17 protein-coding genes are annotated in these 16,473 nt (G+C 67.2%); 7 read left to right on the top strand and 10 right to left on the bottom strand.

Annotated features, from left to right (window positions below; all coding sequences use genetic code 11):
- Positions 1 to 525: 525 nt before the first annotated feature.
- Together tyrS and ACIA8C_RS37545 are read right to left on the bottom strand one after the other, a co-directional pair.
- Complete coding sequence (gene tyrS / locus ACIA8C_RS37550; protein WP_397143230.1) at positions 526 to 1,803, bottom strand: tyrosine--tRNA ligase; 1,278 nt, start codon at positions 1,801 to 1,803, stop codon at positions 526 to 528.
- A gap of 82 nt (positions 1,804 to 1,885) precedes the next feature.
- Complete coding sequence (locus ACIA8C_RS37545; protein ID WP_397143228.1) at positions 1,886 to 2,521, bottom strand: TetR/AcrR family transcriptional regulator C-terminal domain-containing protein; 636 nt, start codon at positions 2,519 to 2,521, stop codon at positions 1,886 to 1,888.
- A 91-nt stretch (positions 2,522 to 2,612) separates the two neighbouring features.
- Between ACIA8C_RS37545 and ACIA8C_RS37540 the strand changes: the two genes are divergently transcribed.
- A complete protein-coding gene (locus tag ACIA8C_RS37540) occupies positions 2,613 to 2,939 on the top strand; it encodes a hypothetical protein (protein WP_397143226.1) in 327 nt (108 codons plus the stop codon).
- Positions 2,940 to 3,002: 63 nt separating this feature from the next.
- Here the strand turns inward: ACIA8C_RS37540 and ACIA8C_RS37535 are convergent, their stop codons facing one another.
- The 4 genes from ACIA8C_RS37535 to ACIA8C_RS37520 form a co-directional block, all read right to left on the bottom strand.
- Positions 3,003 to 3,428 carry a DoxX family protein gene (locus ACIA8C_RS37535; protein ID WP_397143224.1) on the bottom strand — a complete coding sequence of 142 codons (426 nt, stop codon included), beginning with the start codon at positions 3,426 to 3,428 and terminating at the stop codon, positions 3,003 to 3,005.
- 98 nt (positions 3,429 to 3,526) lie between these two features.
- The gene (locus tag ACIA8C_RS37530; protein ID WP_397143222.1) at positions 3,527 to 4,153 is read right to left on the bottom strand and encodes a DNA-3-methyladenine glycosylase; all 627 of its coding nucleotides are present in this window, start codon (positions 4,151 to 4,153) and stop codon (positions 3,527 to 3,529) included.
- 15 nt (positions 4,154 to 4,168) lie between these two features.
- Complete coding sequence (locus ACIA8C_RS37525; RefSeq protein ID WP_397143220.1) at positions 4,169 to 4,312, bottom strand: DUF3761 domain-containing protein; 144 nt, start codon at positions 4,310 to 4,312, stop codon at positions 4,169 to 4,171.
- Positions 4,313 to 4,364: 52 nt separating this feature from the next.
- Entirely contained in the window at positions 4,365 to 5,513 is a 1,149-nt protein-coding gene (locus ACIA8C_RS37520; protein WP_397143218.1) for a low temperature requirement protein A, read from the bottom strand.
- A gap of 148 nt (positions 5,514 to 5,661) precedes the next feature.
- Between ACIA8C_RS37520 and ACIA8C_RS37515 the strand changes: the two genes are divergently transcribed.
- The 3 genes from ACIA8C_RS37515 to ACIA8C_RS37505 are packed head-to-tail and all read left to right on the top strand — an operon-like array spanning position 5,662 to position 7,856.
- Positions 5,662 to 6,393, top strand: a complete 732-nt coding sequence (locus tag ACIA8C_RS37515) for an ABC transporter ATP-binding protein (protein ID WP_397143216.1) — start codon at positions 5,662 to 5,664, stop codon at positions 6,391 to 6,393.
- A 30-nt stretch (positions 6,394 to 6,423) separates the two neighbouring features.
- A complete protein-coding gene (locus ACIA8C_RS37510; RefSeq protein ID WP_397143215.1) occupies positions 6,424 to 7,218 on the top strand; it encodes an ABC transporter permease in 795 nt (264 codons plus the stop codon).
- Positions 7,215 to 7,856 (top strand): TetR family transcriptional regulator, encoded by a 642-nt coding sequence (locus ACIA8C_RS37505; RefSeq protein ID WP_397143213.1) that lies wholly within the window; start codon positions 7,215 to 7,217, stop codon positions 7,854 to 7,856. The genes ACIA8C_RS37510 and ACIA8C_RS37505 overlap by 4 nt, the downstream gene beginning before the upstream one ends.
- Positions 7,857 to 7,925: 69 nt before the next feature.
- Here the strand turns inward: ACIA8C_RS37505 and ACIA8C_RS37500 are convergent, their stop codons facing one another.
- The 4 genes from ACIA8C_RS37500 to ACIA8C_RS37485 form a co-directional block, all read right to left on the bottom strand.
- Positions 7,926 to 8,153, bottom strand: a complete 228-nt coding sequence (locus tag ACIA8C_RS37500; protein ID WP_397143211.1) for a Trm112 family protein — start codon at positions 8,151 to 8,153, stop codon at positions 7,926 to 7,928.
- A gap of 9 nt (positions 8,154 to 8,162) precedes the next feature.
- Positions 8,163 to 8,807, bottom strand: coding sequence for a GtrA family protein (locus ACIA8C_RS37495; protein WP_397143209.1), 645 nt, complete (start codon positions 8,805 to 8,807; stop codon positions 8,163 to 8,165).
- Between the two features lie 281 nt (positions 8,808 to 9,088).
- Positions 9,089 to 11,335 carry a hypothetical protein gene (locus ACIA8C_RS37490; RefSeq protein ID WP_397143240.1) on the bottom strand — a complete coding sequence of 749 codons (2,247 nt, stop codon included), beginning with the start codon at positions 11,333 to 11,335 and terminating at the stop codon, positions 9,089 to 9,091.
- A 15-nt stretch (positions 11,336 to 11,350) separates the two neighbouring features.
- Positions 11,351 to 13,477, bottom strand: coding sequence for a hypothetical protein (locus ACIA8C_RS37485; RefSeq protein WP_397143238.1), 2,127 nt, complete (start codon positions 13,475 to 13,477; stop codon positions 11,351 to 11,353).
- A 414-nt stretch (positions 13,478 to 13,891) separates the two neighbouring features.
- On the opposite strand from ACIA8C_RS37485, the gene ACIA8C_RS37480 reads away from it, so the two are divergent.
- The 3 genes from ACIA8C_RS37480 to ACIA8C_RS37470 all read left to right on the top strand — a co-directional run bounded on the left by ACIA8C_RS37480 (position 13,892) and on the right by ACIA8C_RS37470 (position 16,462).
- Positions 13,892 to 14,992: a glycosyltransferase gene (locus tag ACIA8C_RS37480; protein WP_397143207.1), complete on the top strand. Its 1,101-nt coding sequence runs from the start codon at positions 13,892 to 13,894 to the stop codon at positions 14,990 to 14,992.
- Positions 14,982 to 16,121: a dTDP-4-amino-4,6-dideoxygalactose transaminase gene (gene rffA / locus ACIA8C_RS37475; RefSeq protein ID WP_397143205.1), complete on the top strand. Its 1,140-nt coding sequence runs from the start codon at positions 14,982 to 14,984 to the stop codon at positions 16,119 to 16,121. The genes ACIA8C_RS37480 and rffA overlap by 11 nt, the downstream gene beginning before the upstream one ends.
- Positions 16,122 to 16,264: 143 nt before the next feature.
- A complete protein-coding gene (locus tag ACIA8C_RS37470; protein WP_397143203.1) occupies positions 16,265 to 16,462 on the top strand; it encodes a hypothetical protein in 198 nt (65 codons plus the stop codon).
- Positions 16,463 to 16,473 lie beyond the last annotated feature (11 nt).

Genomic DNA, 16,473 nt, shown 5'->3' with positions numbered 1-16,473 from the left:
CGAAAGAGCGAATCAGAAATATCTAAACTAGAGTCCGAAAACCTAGCAAAACAAAACGCCAGCAAAAAGATTTGCTGACTAAATGTCCGACCTCAACAACCGGGGGGTATGAGAGGCCGGAACCAATTAAATAATTGGCACTGACATTCATCGACACACTATTGAGTTCTCAAAGAACACACGCACACACTTCGTCCCCGGCGTTAACCGGTTCTTCCGTGAGGCAACTGTTCCAGCCTAAACGGCATCTCCCGCAGAGTCAAGTCCGCGTGATCACCTTAGGTTTCTAGCTGATGGCCAGGCGCTCTCGTACTACCTCGTTTCCCGGTCCATCCGCTCAGCGTTTCCGCTGGGCTTCTCGGCTCCGGGTCGGTGTCCGTGTCGCTCTGACTTGAACTAAGTTACGCGGCGGATAACGCAGAGTCAAATCCGCTGTTCGAGCCGGTGTTTCCCCAGGTCAGAGCCGTGCACCGGACCCGAACGGGGGCTTGAATCACACGGATGTGACTCAAGCCACCGCGATCTTCATGCACCTGCCCGCAGTACCCCCGCGAGGTTCTTCTTTCCGCGCCGCAGCACCAGCCAGCGTCCGTGCAGGTAGTCGCTGTCGGCGGGGGTCCATTCCAGATCCGAGACCCGCTCGTTGTTCACCGATGCGCCGCCTTCGTTCACCGCGCGCCGGGCGGCACCGCGACTTTCGCTCAACCCGGTGGCGACGAGCAGATCCACGATCGTGTTCGGCTCCCCCGCGCCCAACTCGGCGACAGCGGCTTCGCGCAACGCGGCACCCAGCGTCGGCTCATCCAGTTCGCGCAACTCGCCGCGACCGAACAACGCCTGACTCGCCAACTGCACCGCGTGCGTGTTCGCCTCGCCGTGCACCAGCGTGGTCATCTCGGCGGCCAACCTGCGCTGTGCCTCCCGCGCGTGCGGCCGCTCGGCCGTGGCCACCTCGAGCTCGGCCAGTTCCTCCCGCGACAGGAAGGTGAACCAGCGCAGGTAACGGACCACGTCGGCGTCGGCCGTGTTCACGAAGTACTGGTACCAGGCGTAGGGGCTGGTCATTTCCGGATCGAGCCACAGGCTGCCGCCGCCGGTCGACTTGCCGAACTTCTTGCCGTCGGCGGAGGTCACCAGCGGAACGGTGAGCGCGTGTACCGATGCGACGTCGACGCGCCGGTTCAGCTCGACGCCCGCGATGATGTTGCCCCACTGATCGGAGCCGCCGACCTGCAACGTGCAGTCGTACTGACGGCGCAGCTGCAGGTAGTCGTTCGCCTGCAACAGCATGTAGCTGAACTCGGTGTAGGAGATGCCCTCGCCGTCGAGGCGCCGCTTGATGGTGTCGCGCGCCAGCATGACGTTCACCGAAAAGTGCTTGCCGATGTCGCGCAGGAAGTCGACGGCGGACAGCTTCGCGGTCCAGTCCATGTTGTTCGCGATCACCGCGCCGGTCGGCGAATCGTCCAGGTCGACGAACCGTTCCAACTGCGAACGGATGCGCCCGGCCCACTCCTCGACCGTGTCGGTGGAGTTCATGGTGCGCTCACCGACGTCGCGCGGATCGCCGATGAGCCCGGTGGCGCCGCCGGCCAGCACGATCGGCCGGTTGCCCGCGCGCTGGAAACGCTTCAGTGCGAGCAGCGGCACCAGGTGTCCGGCGTGCAGGCTTGGCCCGGTGGGGTCGAAACCGGCATAGACGGTCAACCGTCCCGCGTCCAGGGCCGCACGCAGCGCGTCCAGGTCGGTGGATTGCGCGATCAGTCCGCGCCAGGTCAATTCGTCGATGATGTCGCCGCTCACGGTGTCCCATCTTTCCGCACGGGTAGTAGGTGGTTGGACTGCACCTCAGTGTGTCGCCGTTATCCGCCGCGGGTCGAGGGAATTACCCGGCGTCGGCGAAGCCGCGGACGAGGATGTCGACGGTCAGTGCGAAGCGGGATTCGAAGTCGAGGCCCGCGCCGGTGGCCACTGACTCGGCGAGCAGCGGATAGGCCTCCGGGTCGGCCTCGGCCTGGGCGGTGCCGGCCTGTTCGTGGCCGGGGGTGGTGCCCGCTTCGGCGAGGGTGTGGCCGATGACGAAGGTCATCACGGCGTTGACGATGTCCATCGCCCGGTCGAGCGGCACGCCCTGCTCGCACATCACCACGAGGCCGGATTCCAGAATCCGATAGGCACCGGGTGAGTTGACCGGCCTGGTCGCCAGGATGCCAAGCGTCGCGGGATGGGCGAGCAGCGTCCGGCGAAATCCATGCGCCATCGCGGTCACCGCCTCCGGCCACGGCCGGTCTCCGGCGGGCAGCAACTCTCCTTGCTCGAGCAGTCGTTCGACCATGCCGTCCAGCAGCGCGGCCTTGCTCGGCACGTAGTGATAGAGACTCATGCCGTCCACGCCCATCGCCGCGCCGAGCTTGCGGGTCGACAGGGCGGTGAGCCCGTGTTCGCCGACGAACGCGATCGCCGCGTCCAGGATTTTCGCCCTGGTGAGCCCGGCGCGCGGGCGGGACCTTCGATCAACCACGCCACCATCCTCCCAGATTTTTCTTGCACTGCAAGAAAACGCGGGCTACGGTTTATCTTGCACTGCAAGATAACTGGAAAGGTCCTCGAAGATGTTGATCGCAGCGATGTCCCGCCGACTCAACGACGATGTCGACTACGCCACCTTCCGCAAGGCGTGGATACCCGACGAAACCGTCCCCGGCGACCCGCGCACCCGGGTATTCAGCGCGCTGAACCTCGAGGACTCCCGCGAGTTGTTCACCCTCGCCCTCATCGAGCACGCCGAGCCCGCCGATATCCCCGCGTGGATGGAACGCATCGCGCCGATCGAGGAACGGCGCTACGAACGCATCAAGCACCTGGTTGGCGAACCGACCTTGAACGCCGTGTACCAGGTGATCGCGGAAGACGATCTCTCCCAGCCGATTACGGAGTGACCCGCAACGCGGCACGACGATCGGCGGACCGAAGTCCGCCGATCGTCCGCGTTATCGAATTGTTCAGCGGGACAGCATTTCCCGCACCGCGACGATGCTGTCGCGCCGCTCGTAGGCGATCCAGGCGAACACCACCACCAGCACCAGCGGGAAGGGCGCGAGGGCGGGTGCGTCCAGCAGGAAGACCTGGGTGGCCGCGGCAAGCACCATGGTGATCGACAGGCCCGCGGCGGCCAGCCCGCTCAGCCGCGGCACCAGCAGGCCGATGCCGCCGGAGAGCTCGACGATGCCGGTGAAGTAGCGGAACCAGTCGCCCCAGCCGATGTCGTCGAACGACTGCACGGCGGCTTCCTGGCCGAACAGCTTCGGCAGCGCCGAGGCGATGATGAAGAACAGGCCGAGCAGGATCTGCAGGGTCCACAGGACCCGGTTCAGCTTCTTGCCGGGGCGGGCGTCGGCGGCGGGGGCGGAGGCGGGGATGGCGGTCATGATGTCGTTCCTTCAGGTCGGTCGCGCTGGGTGTTGGCGCGTTCACCTGATAGGACGTGGCCCTTCGAGAAAACTCATCGGCCGCCGAGCAGAAACTTTCAGGACGCCTCGGCGCGGGGCGCCCGTGGACTGCGGCGGTAGGTAGAGACCGAGGATGAGGACGGTAGCCAGAACCGCCACGGCAGGTCCGCGGCGGTGCTCACGCCGACGCGCGGACCGCTGGCGATCTGCTTCGCGGCGATGGGACGGCCGAGTTCCAAGCGAATCGTCGAGGACGGATCGAACAGCGGAGTTCCGTAGTCGCTCAACGTGATTCCCAGCGCACTACCGAGATTGCCCGGCCCCTTTGCCAAATCGGCCTCGGTGCGCGCGGTGCGGCGGCGGGCCCGGACCTCGTCGAGCCCCGCCACCACCTCGCCGGACCTGAGCAACGCGGCACTGGCGATCCCGTCCGGTCCACTCGTGACGTTGATGCAGGTGTGCATGCCGTAACTGAGATAGACGTACAGCACCCCGGCCGGGCCGAACATCACCATGTTGCGCTTGGTCCGCCCGCGTCCGGAGTGCGACGCGGGATCCGGCCACGGCCCGGCGGGATCTCCCCCGTACGCCTCGACCTCGACGATCCGCACGCCGACCTGTCCAGACCAGAGGGTGGCGCCCAGCAATCGGCGGGCGGCAACGGGCGGTTCGACGGCTAGCTCATCGGCACACACAGCCGCCATTGTCCAAGACGGCCACTACGGCAGATCCACCAGCCACTCCGCGACGCCCTTATGCCCGGAACAGGTGCCGCTGCGGTGCCGGCTCTGGCTGTAGGTGCCGTCCTTGCAGCGTGCGGTCGCCCCCGACGGCGGGGTCGCGGCCTGCTGCGGGCGCGGCACGGTCGCAACAACCTATCGCGCGCCGGAGGTGCTCCGGTATCGGTCATACGAGCTACACGTACGAGCTGTGCTGACCGCTGCGCAGGGTGATCAGATCGTCGCTGATGACGGCGATATAGCCCACCGCGACGAGCGCGGCCAACTGCGCCCAGGACACCCACACCACGCCGATCGGGATAGTTGCGGCGACCGCGGCCGCCGCGATCAACCGGCTCCACGCCCGAGGCAACCGCAGCGCCCAGCGGAAGAAGAATTGGCCGAGGAAATACAGCGCGACCCCACCGGACAACGCGGCGGCGGTCGCGACGGACGCGGGTTCGTTGCCGTGCGCGATGCTCATCTGAATGCCCGCCGCCGTCACTATGATGCCGACGAGCAGGACGTACAGCGAATACCCGTACGCGAGCACCGCAGGCCGGGACCGTTCCCGCTCCGGCACCGCCGCGAGCGCGTGCTCGCCGCGCTCATCATCGATGCCGAAGTAGGCCCACCACAGCACGTAGGCGAGGCACAGCCCAAGCGCCACGGTCGCGATGAGCGGCACCGTGATCTTCTCCTCCGCCAGCCCCACGCCGATGGCGACGATCGACTCGCCGATCGCGACGATGATCACCAGCCCGTGCCGCTCACAGAAATGACTGGCCCGGATCCGGAAGTCGCCGGTATCGACCAGGTACGGGCTCACCACCTGCACCGCGAGTCCGGCACCCCATAGCGCGTACTGATGCCAGCCGTGCACGAATCCACCAGCCAGCACCAGCCCGGCGGCGAGGGTATTGAGCGGCGCGATCCGCTTGATCGCGAGGACAGCGGACTCGCCGCCGTTGCTGTAGAACAGCGCCGTGTGCACCGCGGTGATCACGAAGTAGCCGACGCCGAAGGCCACTCCGGTGCCGTGGAAGGCGTCCGGAATGGCCATTGACACCACAAAGAAGCCGAACATGCCGATCAGCAGCCAGGTACGCCGGGCCGAGCTGTTCGGCGCGACCTCGTTGGTGAGGAAAACGAATCCGCTGTACATCCACCAGATCACGCCGAACAGCAGCGCCACCTGGCCGAGTGCCTGCCAGCTCGGGTGGTGGGTGAAGACATGGGTGAGCTGGGTGATGGTGAAGACGAACACCAGATCGAAAAACAGTTCCAGCGTCGAAGCCCGCAGCTGTCCCCCGTCAGCGGACGGGGTCGCGTTCTCGTTGGTCACCGCTGGAGCCTAAATCGGACACGCGGACGATGCGCCCGGGAGGGGTGGGCGGGTCTTGGGGGATTTTGAACTTTCCTCTTGTCCGGGAGGGGTGGTCGCGCTAAATTCATCGCATAGTGAATTCAACACTCGATGAATTGAGGCGACGATGTCGCAGAACAGTCCATCACCGGCGGTCGAGGTTCGGAATCTGACGGTGCGGCGCGGCGGGCGGGAGGTGCTACACGATATTTCGCTGACGATTCCGCGCGGGTCGATCACCGGACTGCTCGGGCCGTCTGGGTGTGGCAAGACGACGTTGATGCGCAGCATCGTCGGTACCCAAATCGTCGAGTCCGGCGAGATCTCGGCGCTGGGGCGGCCCGCGGGGGCGGCGGAGTTGCGGCGGCGGATCGGGTACGTCACCCAATCGCCGAGTATCTATTCCGATATCAGCGTGCACGAGAATGTCGCGTATTTCGCCGCGCTCTACGGTCGCGAGCGAGGTGCCACCGAGGACGCGATCAACGCGGTCGGGCTGGCCGAGCACGCCGATCAGCGCGGCGACCAGTTGTCCGGTGGGCAGAAGACGCGTGCCTCGCTGGCCTGCGCGTTGGTCGCGCAGCCGGAACTGCTGGTGCTCGACGAGCCGACGGTCGGCCTGGATCCGGTGCTGCGCGTTGACCTTTGGAAGCAGTTCCGGGAGTTGGCGGCCAACGGAACCACTTTGGTGGTGTCCAGCCATGTGATGGACGAGGCCGAGCACTGCGATCGGCTGCTGCTGATGCGCGAAGGACATCTGCTCGCCCAGCTGAGCCCCGACGAATTGCGCGCCGAAACCGGCGAGCAGAACCTCGAACGTGCCTTCCTCACACTGATTACGACCAAGCAACCGGCATGAACCCCACCACCGAACACTAGGCAGGAAGCCATGACCGCCACCCTCGAGCCCGCAACGCGACGGACTCCCTCCCTCCGCCCCTACCTCGCGACGACCACCCGAATCCTGCGCCAGCTGCGCAACGACCACCGCACCGTCGCGATGATCCTGGTGGTCCCCGCGCTGCTGATGACGTTGCTGTACTTCATCTATCGGGACACTCCGACCAATCCGTTCAACCCGGTATCCCTGTTCGACCGGGTCGGCATCGCCATGCTCGGCATCCTGCCGTTCATCGTGATGTTCCTGATCACCGCCATCGCCATGCAGCGCGAACGCACCTCGGGCACGCTGGAGCGGCTGCTCACGACGCCGCTGGCGAAACTCGATCTGCTCGGCGGGTACGGCACGGCGTTCTCGCTGGCCGCGGCGGCGCAGGCGGCGGTGGCCTGTCTGGTGTCGTTCGGTCTGCTCGGTCTCGATTCGGCGGGTAGTCCCGGCTGGGTGGTGCTGATCGCGGTGCTCGACGCGGTCTGCGGGGTGGCCCTCGGGCTGCTGGCAAGTGCGTTCGCGCGCACCGAGTTTCAGGCGGTGCAGTTCATGCCGGTGGTGGTGGCACCGCAGATCTTCCTGTGCGGCTTGCTCGTTCCGCGCGGCGAGCTGCCCGGCTGGTTGGAGGCGATCAGCAATGTGCTGCCGTTGAGTTACGCCGTCGATGCGCTGCAACAGGTTTCGACGCATGCCAGCGCCACCGGGGCGATGTGGCGCGACCTCGCGGTGGTCGCCGGTTTCGCGGTGGTCGCCCTGTGCCTCGGCGCGGCGACGCTACGGCGGCGCACCGCGTGACGGCGAACGGATCCGAAACCGGAGACCGCCCCGCGCGCTCCGGGCGCAGGCCGGGACAGTCTGGCGCGCGAGAGGCGATCCTGGCCGCGGCCCGGGTGCGCTTCTCGGAAGCGGGTTTCGACAAGACGTCCATCCGCGCCGTCGCCGCGGACGCGGGGGTCGATCCCGCGTTGGTGCATCACTACTTCGGCACCAAACAGCAATTGTTCGGGGCGGTCGTGCAACTGCCGGTGGATCCCGAGCTCACGCTCTCGGCCGTCGACGCCGCCCCGCTCGACCGGCTCGGCGAAGCCATTCTGCGCGCGGTGCTCGGCGTCTGGGACTCCCCCGCGGGCCCCGGCATCGTCGCGATGGTCCGCAGCATCATCGGTGGCGGCGACACCTCGCTGGCGCGCGCCTTCATCCTGGAGGTCGTCATGGAACGAGTCCGGCAGCGCATCGCCACGCCCGACGACGACGGTCGTCTGCGGGTAGCCCTGGTCGGCTCACAAATGATCGGTCTGTTGATGGGCCGCAAGGTGATCGGCATCGAACCCATGGCGTCGTCCCCGGCCGAGGACCTCGTCACCGCGATCGCCCCCACCCTGCAGCGCTACCTCACCGGTGAAATAGACACACCCCCAACGAAACCCAACTGAGCATCGAACGGGGTACAGCCTGGCCCCGCGTTCGAACGGGTCACGGCCGCGTGGGTCATGACCCGTTGATCAGGCTTCTACTTGCTGTTCGAGGAAGGCGGCGTGTTCGTCGTCGGATACGTCGCGGGCCTCGTCGATGAGCAGCACGGGAATGCCGTTGTCGATGGGGTACGCGCGGCGCAGGCGCGGGTTGTAGAGGATGGTGCCCTCGGTCGCGCGGACCAGCAGTAGTGGGCCCTTGTCCTGCGGGCAGGCCAGCAGGCTCAACAGTGTGGCGTCCAAGGTGTGCTCCGGCATGAGCAAAACCTACCCGACGGAGCGGTCCGCTTCGACCGGCGGTCGGCGCCGGAAGGAGATGTGGCGGTGGCCGAAGTAGCTGGCGACGGCGACCAGGGCCATCACCACGACCGCAGCGGCTTTGTCGGGAAAGTGCCACACCGAGACGGCCAACTCGAGCAACACCATATTCAGCAGCAGCCCACCGGAATTGACCGCGACGAACCGCAGGAAGTCGCGCAGCAGATGCCCGCGCACCCGGAACACCAGCGTGCGATGCAACACGAACGCGATAAGAATACTGACGGCGTATGCCGCCGCCACAGCGACGGACGGCGGCACATTGTCCCCGAGCACCGCCAGCCAGACCACGGTCAGCCCGATCCCCAGCGCGGTATTGAACCCACCAACCGCAGCGAACGCCACCTCCTGCCGCTGCACGAGACGGAGCAGTGGACCGGGTTTCACCTGTTCGGCACTGGTCGCTGAGGCAATCGGATCCGCCACCGGGCCGACCGCCACGCCCGACACCGGCGAACCGGCCACGCCACTCATCGCCTCGCCCCCACCCTCGGCCCGCGCATCATGCGCGTCGATCACAGACCCGCCCGGCAACGCCGACGCACCTGCGTCAACGCCCGCGGACGCCATGCTTCGCTCACCTTCGAATTCCATCAGACGCCCACCTCCAGTCACGCCAGGGCACTCTATCGCCCCGACGACCGACCCGGTCAGCGGGCGCACCCATCCCCGCCAACCCACGAATCCGACACCCACCCTAGGCACCCAGAGGATCCCGAGAATGAGCGCGGATTCCGCTCCCGAGGTGGCGGTCGCTCAAGGCTGCGGACGTATTCATGATCAGGGGGAACTGGTGTCGGTGGCTCTCGGGCGATGCCGACGCCAATTCCACCTGATCTTGTTGGGGGGGGTGGTACGCGAAGGGGCGGTGGGGCTCAGTGCTTTGCGTCCACCAGGTCGGGTTGTGGGGTGACGGGTTCGTTGGTGTCGGCGGTGCCTGTCGAATCCAGGCCGTCGTCGCGGCGGCGGCTTCGCAGGAACGCCCATTGCAGGACGCCGATGCCGAGCAGGCCGAGTAACGCTGTCGCGCCGCCGATCTTCCAGCCGGGTGGGCGCCAGCTCAGTTCGAGATCGCCGTTCTTGGTGCCTGCGGGGATGTCCAGTGCGACAAAGGTCTTCGCGACGACCTTGATCGGGACGTCGTGGCCGTTGAGGGTGGCTCGGTAGCCGGGCCAGCCGAGGCGGGCGAAGACGACCTGGCCGCCGTTGTCGGAGTTCACTCGGACGCGGCTGGCCAGATCGGATTCCGCGACCGAGGTCGCGGTGACGCCGGTGCTGGTCGCGACGCGGCCGTTGCGGGTGGAGATGAGGCCGCCGACTCGTTCGAGCACGGAGATCTGCTGTTCGTGGCCGGGATAGTCGACCCACTTCCAGCCGTCGGGCGCGGGCTGGTTGCGAGCGTCGGGGTACATCGAGCGCTGCAGGACGACTCGATCGACCTTCATCAGGTCGACGATGGTTCGTCCGGTGGTCGGTTCGACGTCGAATGCGCGGCGGAACGCGTCGGGGCACACGCTGGTGTCCCATCGCATGCAGAGCATTTCGCCGAACCAGTAGTGCCCGTTGGGGGTGTATCCGCTGACGTAGGTCAGCTCGAGATCCTTGGCGTAGTTGCCGAAGACGAGCGAGCCGTAGGCGCCCTTCAGGTTCTTCTCGGCGGGCGGGATCGGCCCGCGATCGGCGAGTTGCAGTGTGGTGCCGGTGAAGTCGGGGAACGCGGCCTTCATCTCGGACCGTTTCTCGGGCAGGTTCCAGCTCATCGGCGTCGGCTGCGCGGCGCGCACCTGGAGGTAGGCGATGGGGAACACGGCGACGAGGGTCAGTACGCAGGCCGCGACCATCCCCCTGGTCCGCCCGAGCCACACCACCGCGGCGCCGAGCGCGGCCACCGAAACCGCCGCGAGCACATGCCAACCCAGCTCACGCGGCGCCGCCGAGAACGAGCGCACGAACAGCAGCCCGATCAAGACCCCGGCCGCGATCCCGCGCCGCCGCCAGCCGTCGAAGGTGGCGAAGCGACCGAGCAGCACGCACACCAGCACCAGCAGCCCGAGCGCCACCATCGGCAGCACCCGCGCGGGCCAGCGCAGCGGTCCGATGGTGCCGGGCCCGGCGGTCCACATCAGCCCCATGATCGCGACGAGCGCGATGGCGGTGAATTCGCGCCAGTTCTCCCGCGCCTTGCCCCAGTCGATGAAGGCCAGCGCCGGAATCAGGAACCACGCGATGTAGACCACCGGCATCGGCTGCACGTAGCCCCACCAGGAGCTGTACGCGGGCAACGTGCTGGGCAGGCTGGCGTTGAGCGACTCCGACCACGGCACGGTCAGGAATTGGTCGTTGTTGATCTGCGCGGTGCCGCGCCAGGTCACCTTCGCCGACAGCATGCTCGGCAGATAGGTCGCCAGCCCGGCCAGCGCCGCCAACCCCGAGGCCGCGAGCAGCCGCAGCGACGGCACCCATTTGCGTTGGTAGACAACCTCACCGACGGCCACCGCGCCGATCATCAGCCCGGCCTCGACCGCCGGAAAGATGTACTGCACCGAGATGGCCAGATACAAAAAGATGAAGGTCGGGATCGGCCCGCTGCGCCCGCGCGCATAGCGAACACCGGAGGCCCACGCGTGCACCAGCCACGCGGTGCCGACAAACGCGGTGTACCAACTGGCCTCGTCGAAGAACAGCAGCCAGCCGGTGAACGGAATCGCGATACCGGCGACCGCGGCCCACGGCGCGCTGGCCCCGTATTCCAGGCACACCCGGTACACGCCGAGCCCGAGCACGATCGCGAAGATCAGTTTGACGATGGTGGCGTAGAGCGCGACGTTGTCCACCGATGGCGCGATCAGATCGATCAGCAGCTGCGGCGGATTCAGCAGCCCCGCCTCTTCGATGGTGTAGTTACCGGCCATCCAGTGTTCGGGGATCATCGCGGGGAACTGCCCGTCGCGCAGGCGATTCCCGAGCATCACCCACAGCGGGGCGTACTGCGACTCGGTGTCGTCGGTATAGAAATGCCGGATGTTGGCCAGCAGAACGGCACCGTAGCCGGCCACCACACCGAGCGCGGTTATGAAGCCCCACTTGTACACGTCCCGCCGGGCGAGGGCGCTGCTTTCCACCACGAGTTCCAGACCCTACATGGCGGCAGGCCGCACCCTCGCACGCCGCCGCGACCGCACGTACAGCCACTGCAGTACGCCGGTGCCGATCACCCCGGCGGCCAGGGCGGCGATGCCGATCTTCCACCCCGGCGGACGCCAGGTCAGCACCAGTTCGGCATTTTGCGCACCGGCGGGAATATCCACGGCGACAAACGATTTGGCCACGGTGGTGATCGGAATCTGGTTGCCGTCGATGGTGACGCGATAGCCGGGCCAACCGAGCCGGGCGAACACCACGCGGCCACCGTTCGGCGAGCTGACTCGCACCCGGCTGGTGGTGCCGGTCTCGGAGATCGACGCCGCCGTCACGTTCTTCGTCGCCGCGACCCGGCCGTTCACCGTCGAGATCGGCCCGTCCACCCGTTCCAGCACCGAGATGTACTTCTCGTGACCGGGGTAGTCGACCCACTTCCAGCCGTCCGGCGCGGGCTGATTGCGGGCGTCCGGGAACAGTGCCCGCTGCAGCACCACCCGATCCAGCTTCATCAGATCGACGAGGGTGCGCTCGGTGGTCTTCTCCGGGGTGAACATGCGCCGGAACGCGTCCGGGCAAACGCTGCTGTCCCAGCGCATGCACAGCAGCTCACCGAAGTAGAAGTGACCGGTCGGGGTGTAACCGTTGACGTAGCTCAGCTCGAGCGACTTGGCGTAGTTGCCGAAAACCAGTGAACCGTAGGCACCTTCGAGGCTCTTGTCCTCCGGCTGCACCAGCCCGCGCTCGGCGAGTTGCAGTGTGGTGCCGGGGAAATCGGGGAACGCGGCCTTGGCATCGGATCGGTTGGTCGGCAAATTCCACGTCATCGGGGTCGGCTGCGCGGACCGCACCTGGAAGAACACGATCGGGAACATCGCGACGATCACCAGCACACACGCCACGGCGATGCCCTTGATCCGATCCAGCCACAGCACCGCGGCACCGAGCGCGACGACCGCGACCGCCGCGAGCACGTGCCAGATCACGTCGTGCGGATCGGCGGAGAACGAGCGCACCCACAGCAGCAGGATCAGCACCCCCGCCGCGATGCCGCGGTTCTTCAGATCACGGGTCGTGCCGTAGCGCGCGAGCAACACGCACACCAGCACCAGCAGCCCGATGGCCAGCATCGGCAGCACCCGCACCGGCCAGCGCAGCGGACCGATGGACCCTGGCCCCGCCGCCCACATCAGCATCATGACCGCGAAGAACGCGACCGCGAACAGCTCTCGCCAACTGTCCTTGGCCCGCCGCCAATCGATGAACGCCAGCGCCGGAATCAGGAACCACGCGATGTAGGTGACCGGCATCGGCTGCACGTACCCCCACCAGGAGGTGAACGCGGGATGGGTACTCGGCAGGCTGGCATTCAACGATTCCGACCACGGCACCGTGAGGAACTGGTCGTTGATGATCTCCATGGTGCCGCGCCAGGTCACCTTCGCCGACAGCATGCTCGGCAGGAAGGTCAGCAGGCCCGCGAGCCCGGCACAGCCGCCGACGATCGCCAGCCGCACCACCGGCCACCATTTGCGCTGGTAGATGACCTCACCGACCGCGACCGCGAGCAGCATCAGCGCCGCCTCGACCGCCGGAAAAATGTACTGGGTGGAGATGGTCAGATAGAGGTAGACGAAAACGGGAACCGGTCCGCCCTGACCCCGCGTGTAACGCACCGACGAGGCCCACGCGTGCACCAGCCACGCGGTGCCGGTGAGCGCGGTCATCCAGCTGGCCTCGTCGAAGAACAGGAAGAAACCCGACAGCGGGAACGCCACGCCGGCCACCGCCGACCAGGCCGGCTTGCCGCCGTAGGCGAGGCAGATCCGGTAGACGCCCAGTGCGGCGATGATCGCGAAGATCAGCTTGACGACGGTCGCGTACAAGGCCATGTTGTCGACGGACGGCGCGATCAGATCGATCAGCAGCTGCGGCGGGTTGAACAGGCCCGCGTCGTCCATCGTGTTGTTGCCCGACATCCACCGCTCGGGCACCAGCACCGGGAAGGTGCCGTCGCGTAAGGCATGGCCGAGGCCGACCCACAATCCGGTGTACTGGGATTCGGTGTCGTCGGTATAGAAATGCCTGGCGTTGGCGAGCAGCACCGCGACGTAACCCAGGATCACGCCGACGGCGGTGATCAGCCCCCAGAGGTAGACGTTGCGGCGCGCGGCGGTGTCGAGATGGTCCGGTTCGGCAGCGTCGGCCCGCGCGGCCGCGGTGGTTCCGGCCGGAACCTCCGCCGCGGCCGGGTCACCCCCCGTGACCTCGGCGGACCCTGAGCGCGTCACCCTCGACACTGCACTATCCGTCACGAGTTCCAAACCCTACACAGCAGTGTGGCGCTTGGCATCCGGCCGCCGACGCGTCGATGATGGGGGCATGCGCACGACGGTAGCGGCAGCTCGGGTAACCACGGCGGCCACCGGGAAACGGCCCCGAATCCGAAACCCGCACCATGCTAGAGTTCTGGGCGGCTCGGGCCCTGCTGTCCAGCGGGAAATACCGGCACGCACCGTCATCGAAAGTCGATCCAGCTGATGCCGATTCCCTCTCGCACGCCCCGCCCCGCCGCGGTCACCCCGAACGGCAGGCCGTCCCGGCCGCACGCCGTGTCCGTGGTCGTGCCGATCTACCGTGGCGAGGACACCATCGGCGGCCTCGTCGCCGAACTGCACGAGCTGACCCGCCCCACCCAGACCCCCGGCGGCACCACCTTCCAGATCGACGAGATCATCCTGGTGCACGACCGCGGCCCGGACCGCTCCGACGTGGTGCTGCAGGAACTGGAGCTGGCCTACCCCGAGGTGCGCACCATCTGGCTCAGCCGCAACTTCGGCCAGGACGCCGCGACCATCGCGGGCATGTCGGCCGCGGGCGGCGACTGGATCGTCACCATGGACGAGGACGGCCAGCACGATCCCCGCTTCATCGGCGCCTTCCTCGACGCCGCGCTGACCGAGCGCGCCGAGCTCGTCTACTCCAAGCCGAGCAACACCCGCCCGCACGGCTTCCTGCGCAATATCACCTCGCGCGGCGCGAAGCTGGTGCTCGCGACGTTGTTCGCGTTCCCCGACTCCACCAGGTTCGAAAGCTACCGGCTGATCCGCGGCGCCATCGGGCGTCAGCTCGCCGAGGTCGCGTCCAACGGCGTGTATCTCGATGTCGCGCTGACCTGGGTGGTCGGCACCGTCGCGCAGGTGCCGGTGCAGCTGCGCGCCGAGGGCCGCGAGGAATCCGGTTACAACTATCGCCGCCTGTTCTCGCTGTTCTGGAAGATGGTGCTGTGCAGCGGAACTCGCGGCCTGCGCCTGGTGAGCCTGCTCGGCGTGACGCTCGGTCTCGGCGGCGGCGTGATGGCGGGCGTGATCGTGTACGAGGCGCTCACCACCGACAACTGGGCGCCCGAGGGCTGGGCCTCGATGATCGTGGTGCTGCTGCTGGTCTCCGGGGCGATCCTGTTCTCGCTCGGCCTCATCGCCGAATATCTCGGGGTGGCATTGCATATCCTGGTCGGTAAGCCGCTCTATCTGACCGTCGATTCACCGACGCCGCGCCCGGTAGCAGCCGCCGACGACTACCCAGCCGGGCAACTGACCACGACCACCGCGAACAAGGGGAACGACCGGGTTGAGCACTGACCGCATCATCTTCAGCCGCCCGTTCCGGGCTCGCCGCGAACTGGCCAACCTCGAGACGGTGCTCGGCTCCGACCAGAGCCACGGCGACGGGCCGTTCACCGCGACGGCGACCGAGAAGCTGAAGGTCATCACCGGGGCACCGCACGCGCTGCTGACCACCTCGTGCACCTCCGCCCTGGAGATGGCGGGCCTGCTGCTGCAACTGGGCCCCGACGATGAAGTGATCGTGCCGAGCTTCGCGTTCACCTCCACCGCGACCGCGATGGCGTTGCGCGGGGCCACCTGCGTGTTCGCCGACATCGATCTGAATACCGGCAACCTGGACCCGGAGTCGGTCGCGGCCGCGGTCACCGAGCGGACCAAGGCCGTGGTGGTCATCCATTACGGTGGCGTTGCCGCCGACATGGAACGGCTGCTCGCCCTGGCCCATACGCACGGCTTCGCCATCGTGGAGGACAACGCGCACGGACTCGGCGGCCGGTGGCGGGGGCGCCCGCTCGGCACCCTCGGCAGCCTGGGCACGCTCAGCTTCCACGACACCAAGAACGTGCACTGCGGCGAGGGCGGCGCACTGCTGCTCACCGACGAGATCCTGATGGCGCGCGCGGAGATCATCCGGGAGAAGGGCACCGACCGGGCCCGGTTCCTGCGCGGCGCGGTGGACAAGTACTCCTGGCAGGACATCGGCTCCAGCTACCTGCCCAGCGAGCTCAACGCCGCGGTGCTCGACGCGCAACTCGACGAGTTCGACACCATCCAGGCCGGACGGCACCGGGTGTGGGACGCCTACGCCGCCGCACTCCCGGAATGGGCCGCCCGCAACGACATTCAGCTCATGACGGTGCCCGGCGACCGCGAACACACCGCCCACCTGTACTACCTGCGCACACCCACCGAGGAACGCCGCGACGACCTGATCGCCCACCTGCGCGCCCGCGGCATCGTCGCCCCGTTCCACTACGTGCCCCTGGACTCCAGCCCCGCCGGCCTGAAACTCGGCCGCACCCCGCACCCCTGCGTCCGCAGCGCCGAGTTCTCGGGAACCGTTGTCCGCCTGCCACTCTGGCCGGATCTCACCGACGAGCAGGTCGGCCGCGTCATCGAAGGCGTCACCGACTTCACCGTCTGACGGTCCGCTGGGTCCGCGCGCCCTCGTCAGCTATCCGAATCAGGGACGGCCCGCGTACGCGCGTGCGCTGGATTTCCCGCCGGGAAGGTGGGCCGGAACATTTGTCCAATCCACCGGCACCCAGCGGCAGCGATAGTGCACGCATGACTATTTTCAACAATGAGTTACCCGGCGCCGAGAAGTCGACTCGGCCGCAGGGCGGTCATGACAGCTACGTGAGGCACGACGCCCCAACACAGCTGCACATCCACGGCACCGCCGCATCGGACCGGTCGCGGAATCCGATGGTCGTGCCGCCGCTGGCCTTCGCCGCGAAACACGCTGCCGCAGAGTGCAACTGAAGCGGAAGGAG

It is taken from the genome of Nocardia sp. NPDC051321, from assembly GCF_044455225.1.
Taxonomy (GTDB): Bacteria; Actinomycetota; Actinomycetes; order Mycobacteriales; family Mycobacteriaceae; genus Nocardia.
Note: the sequence above shows the minus strand (reverse complement) of the source record. Positions and strands in the feature narration are given on the sequence as shown.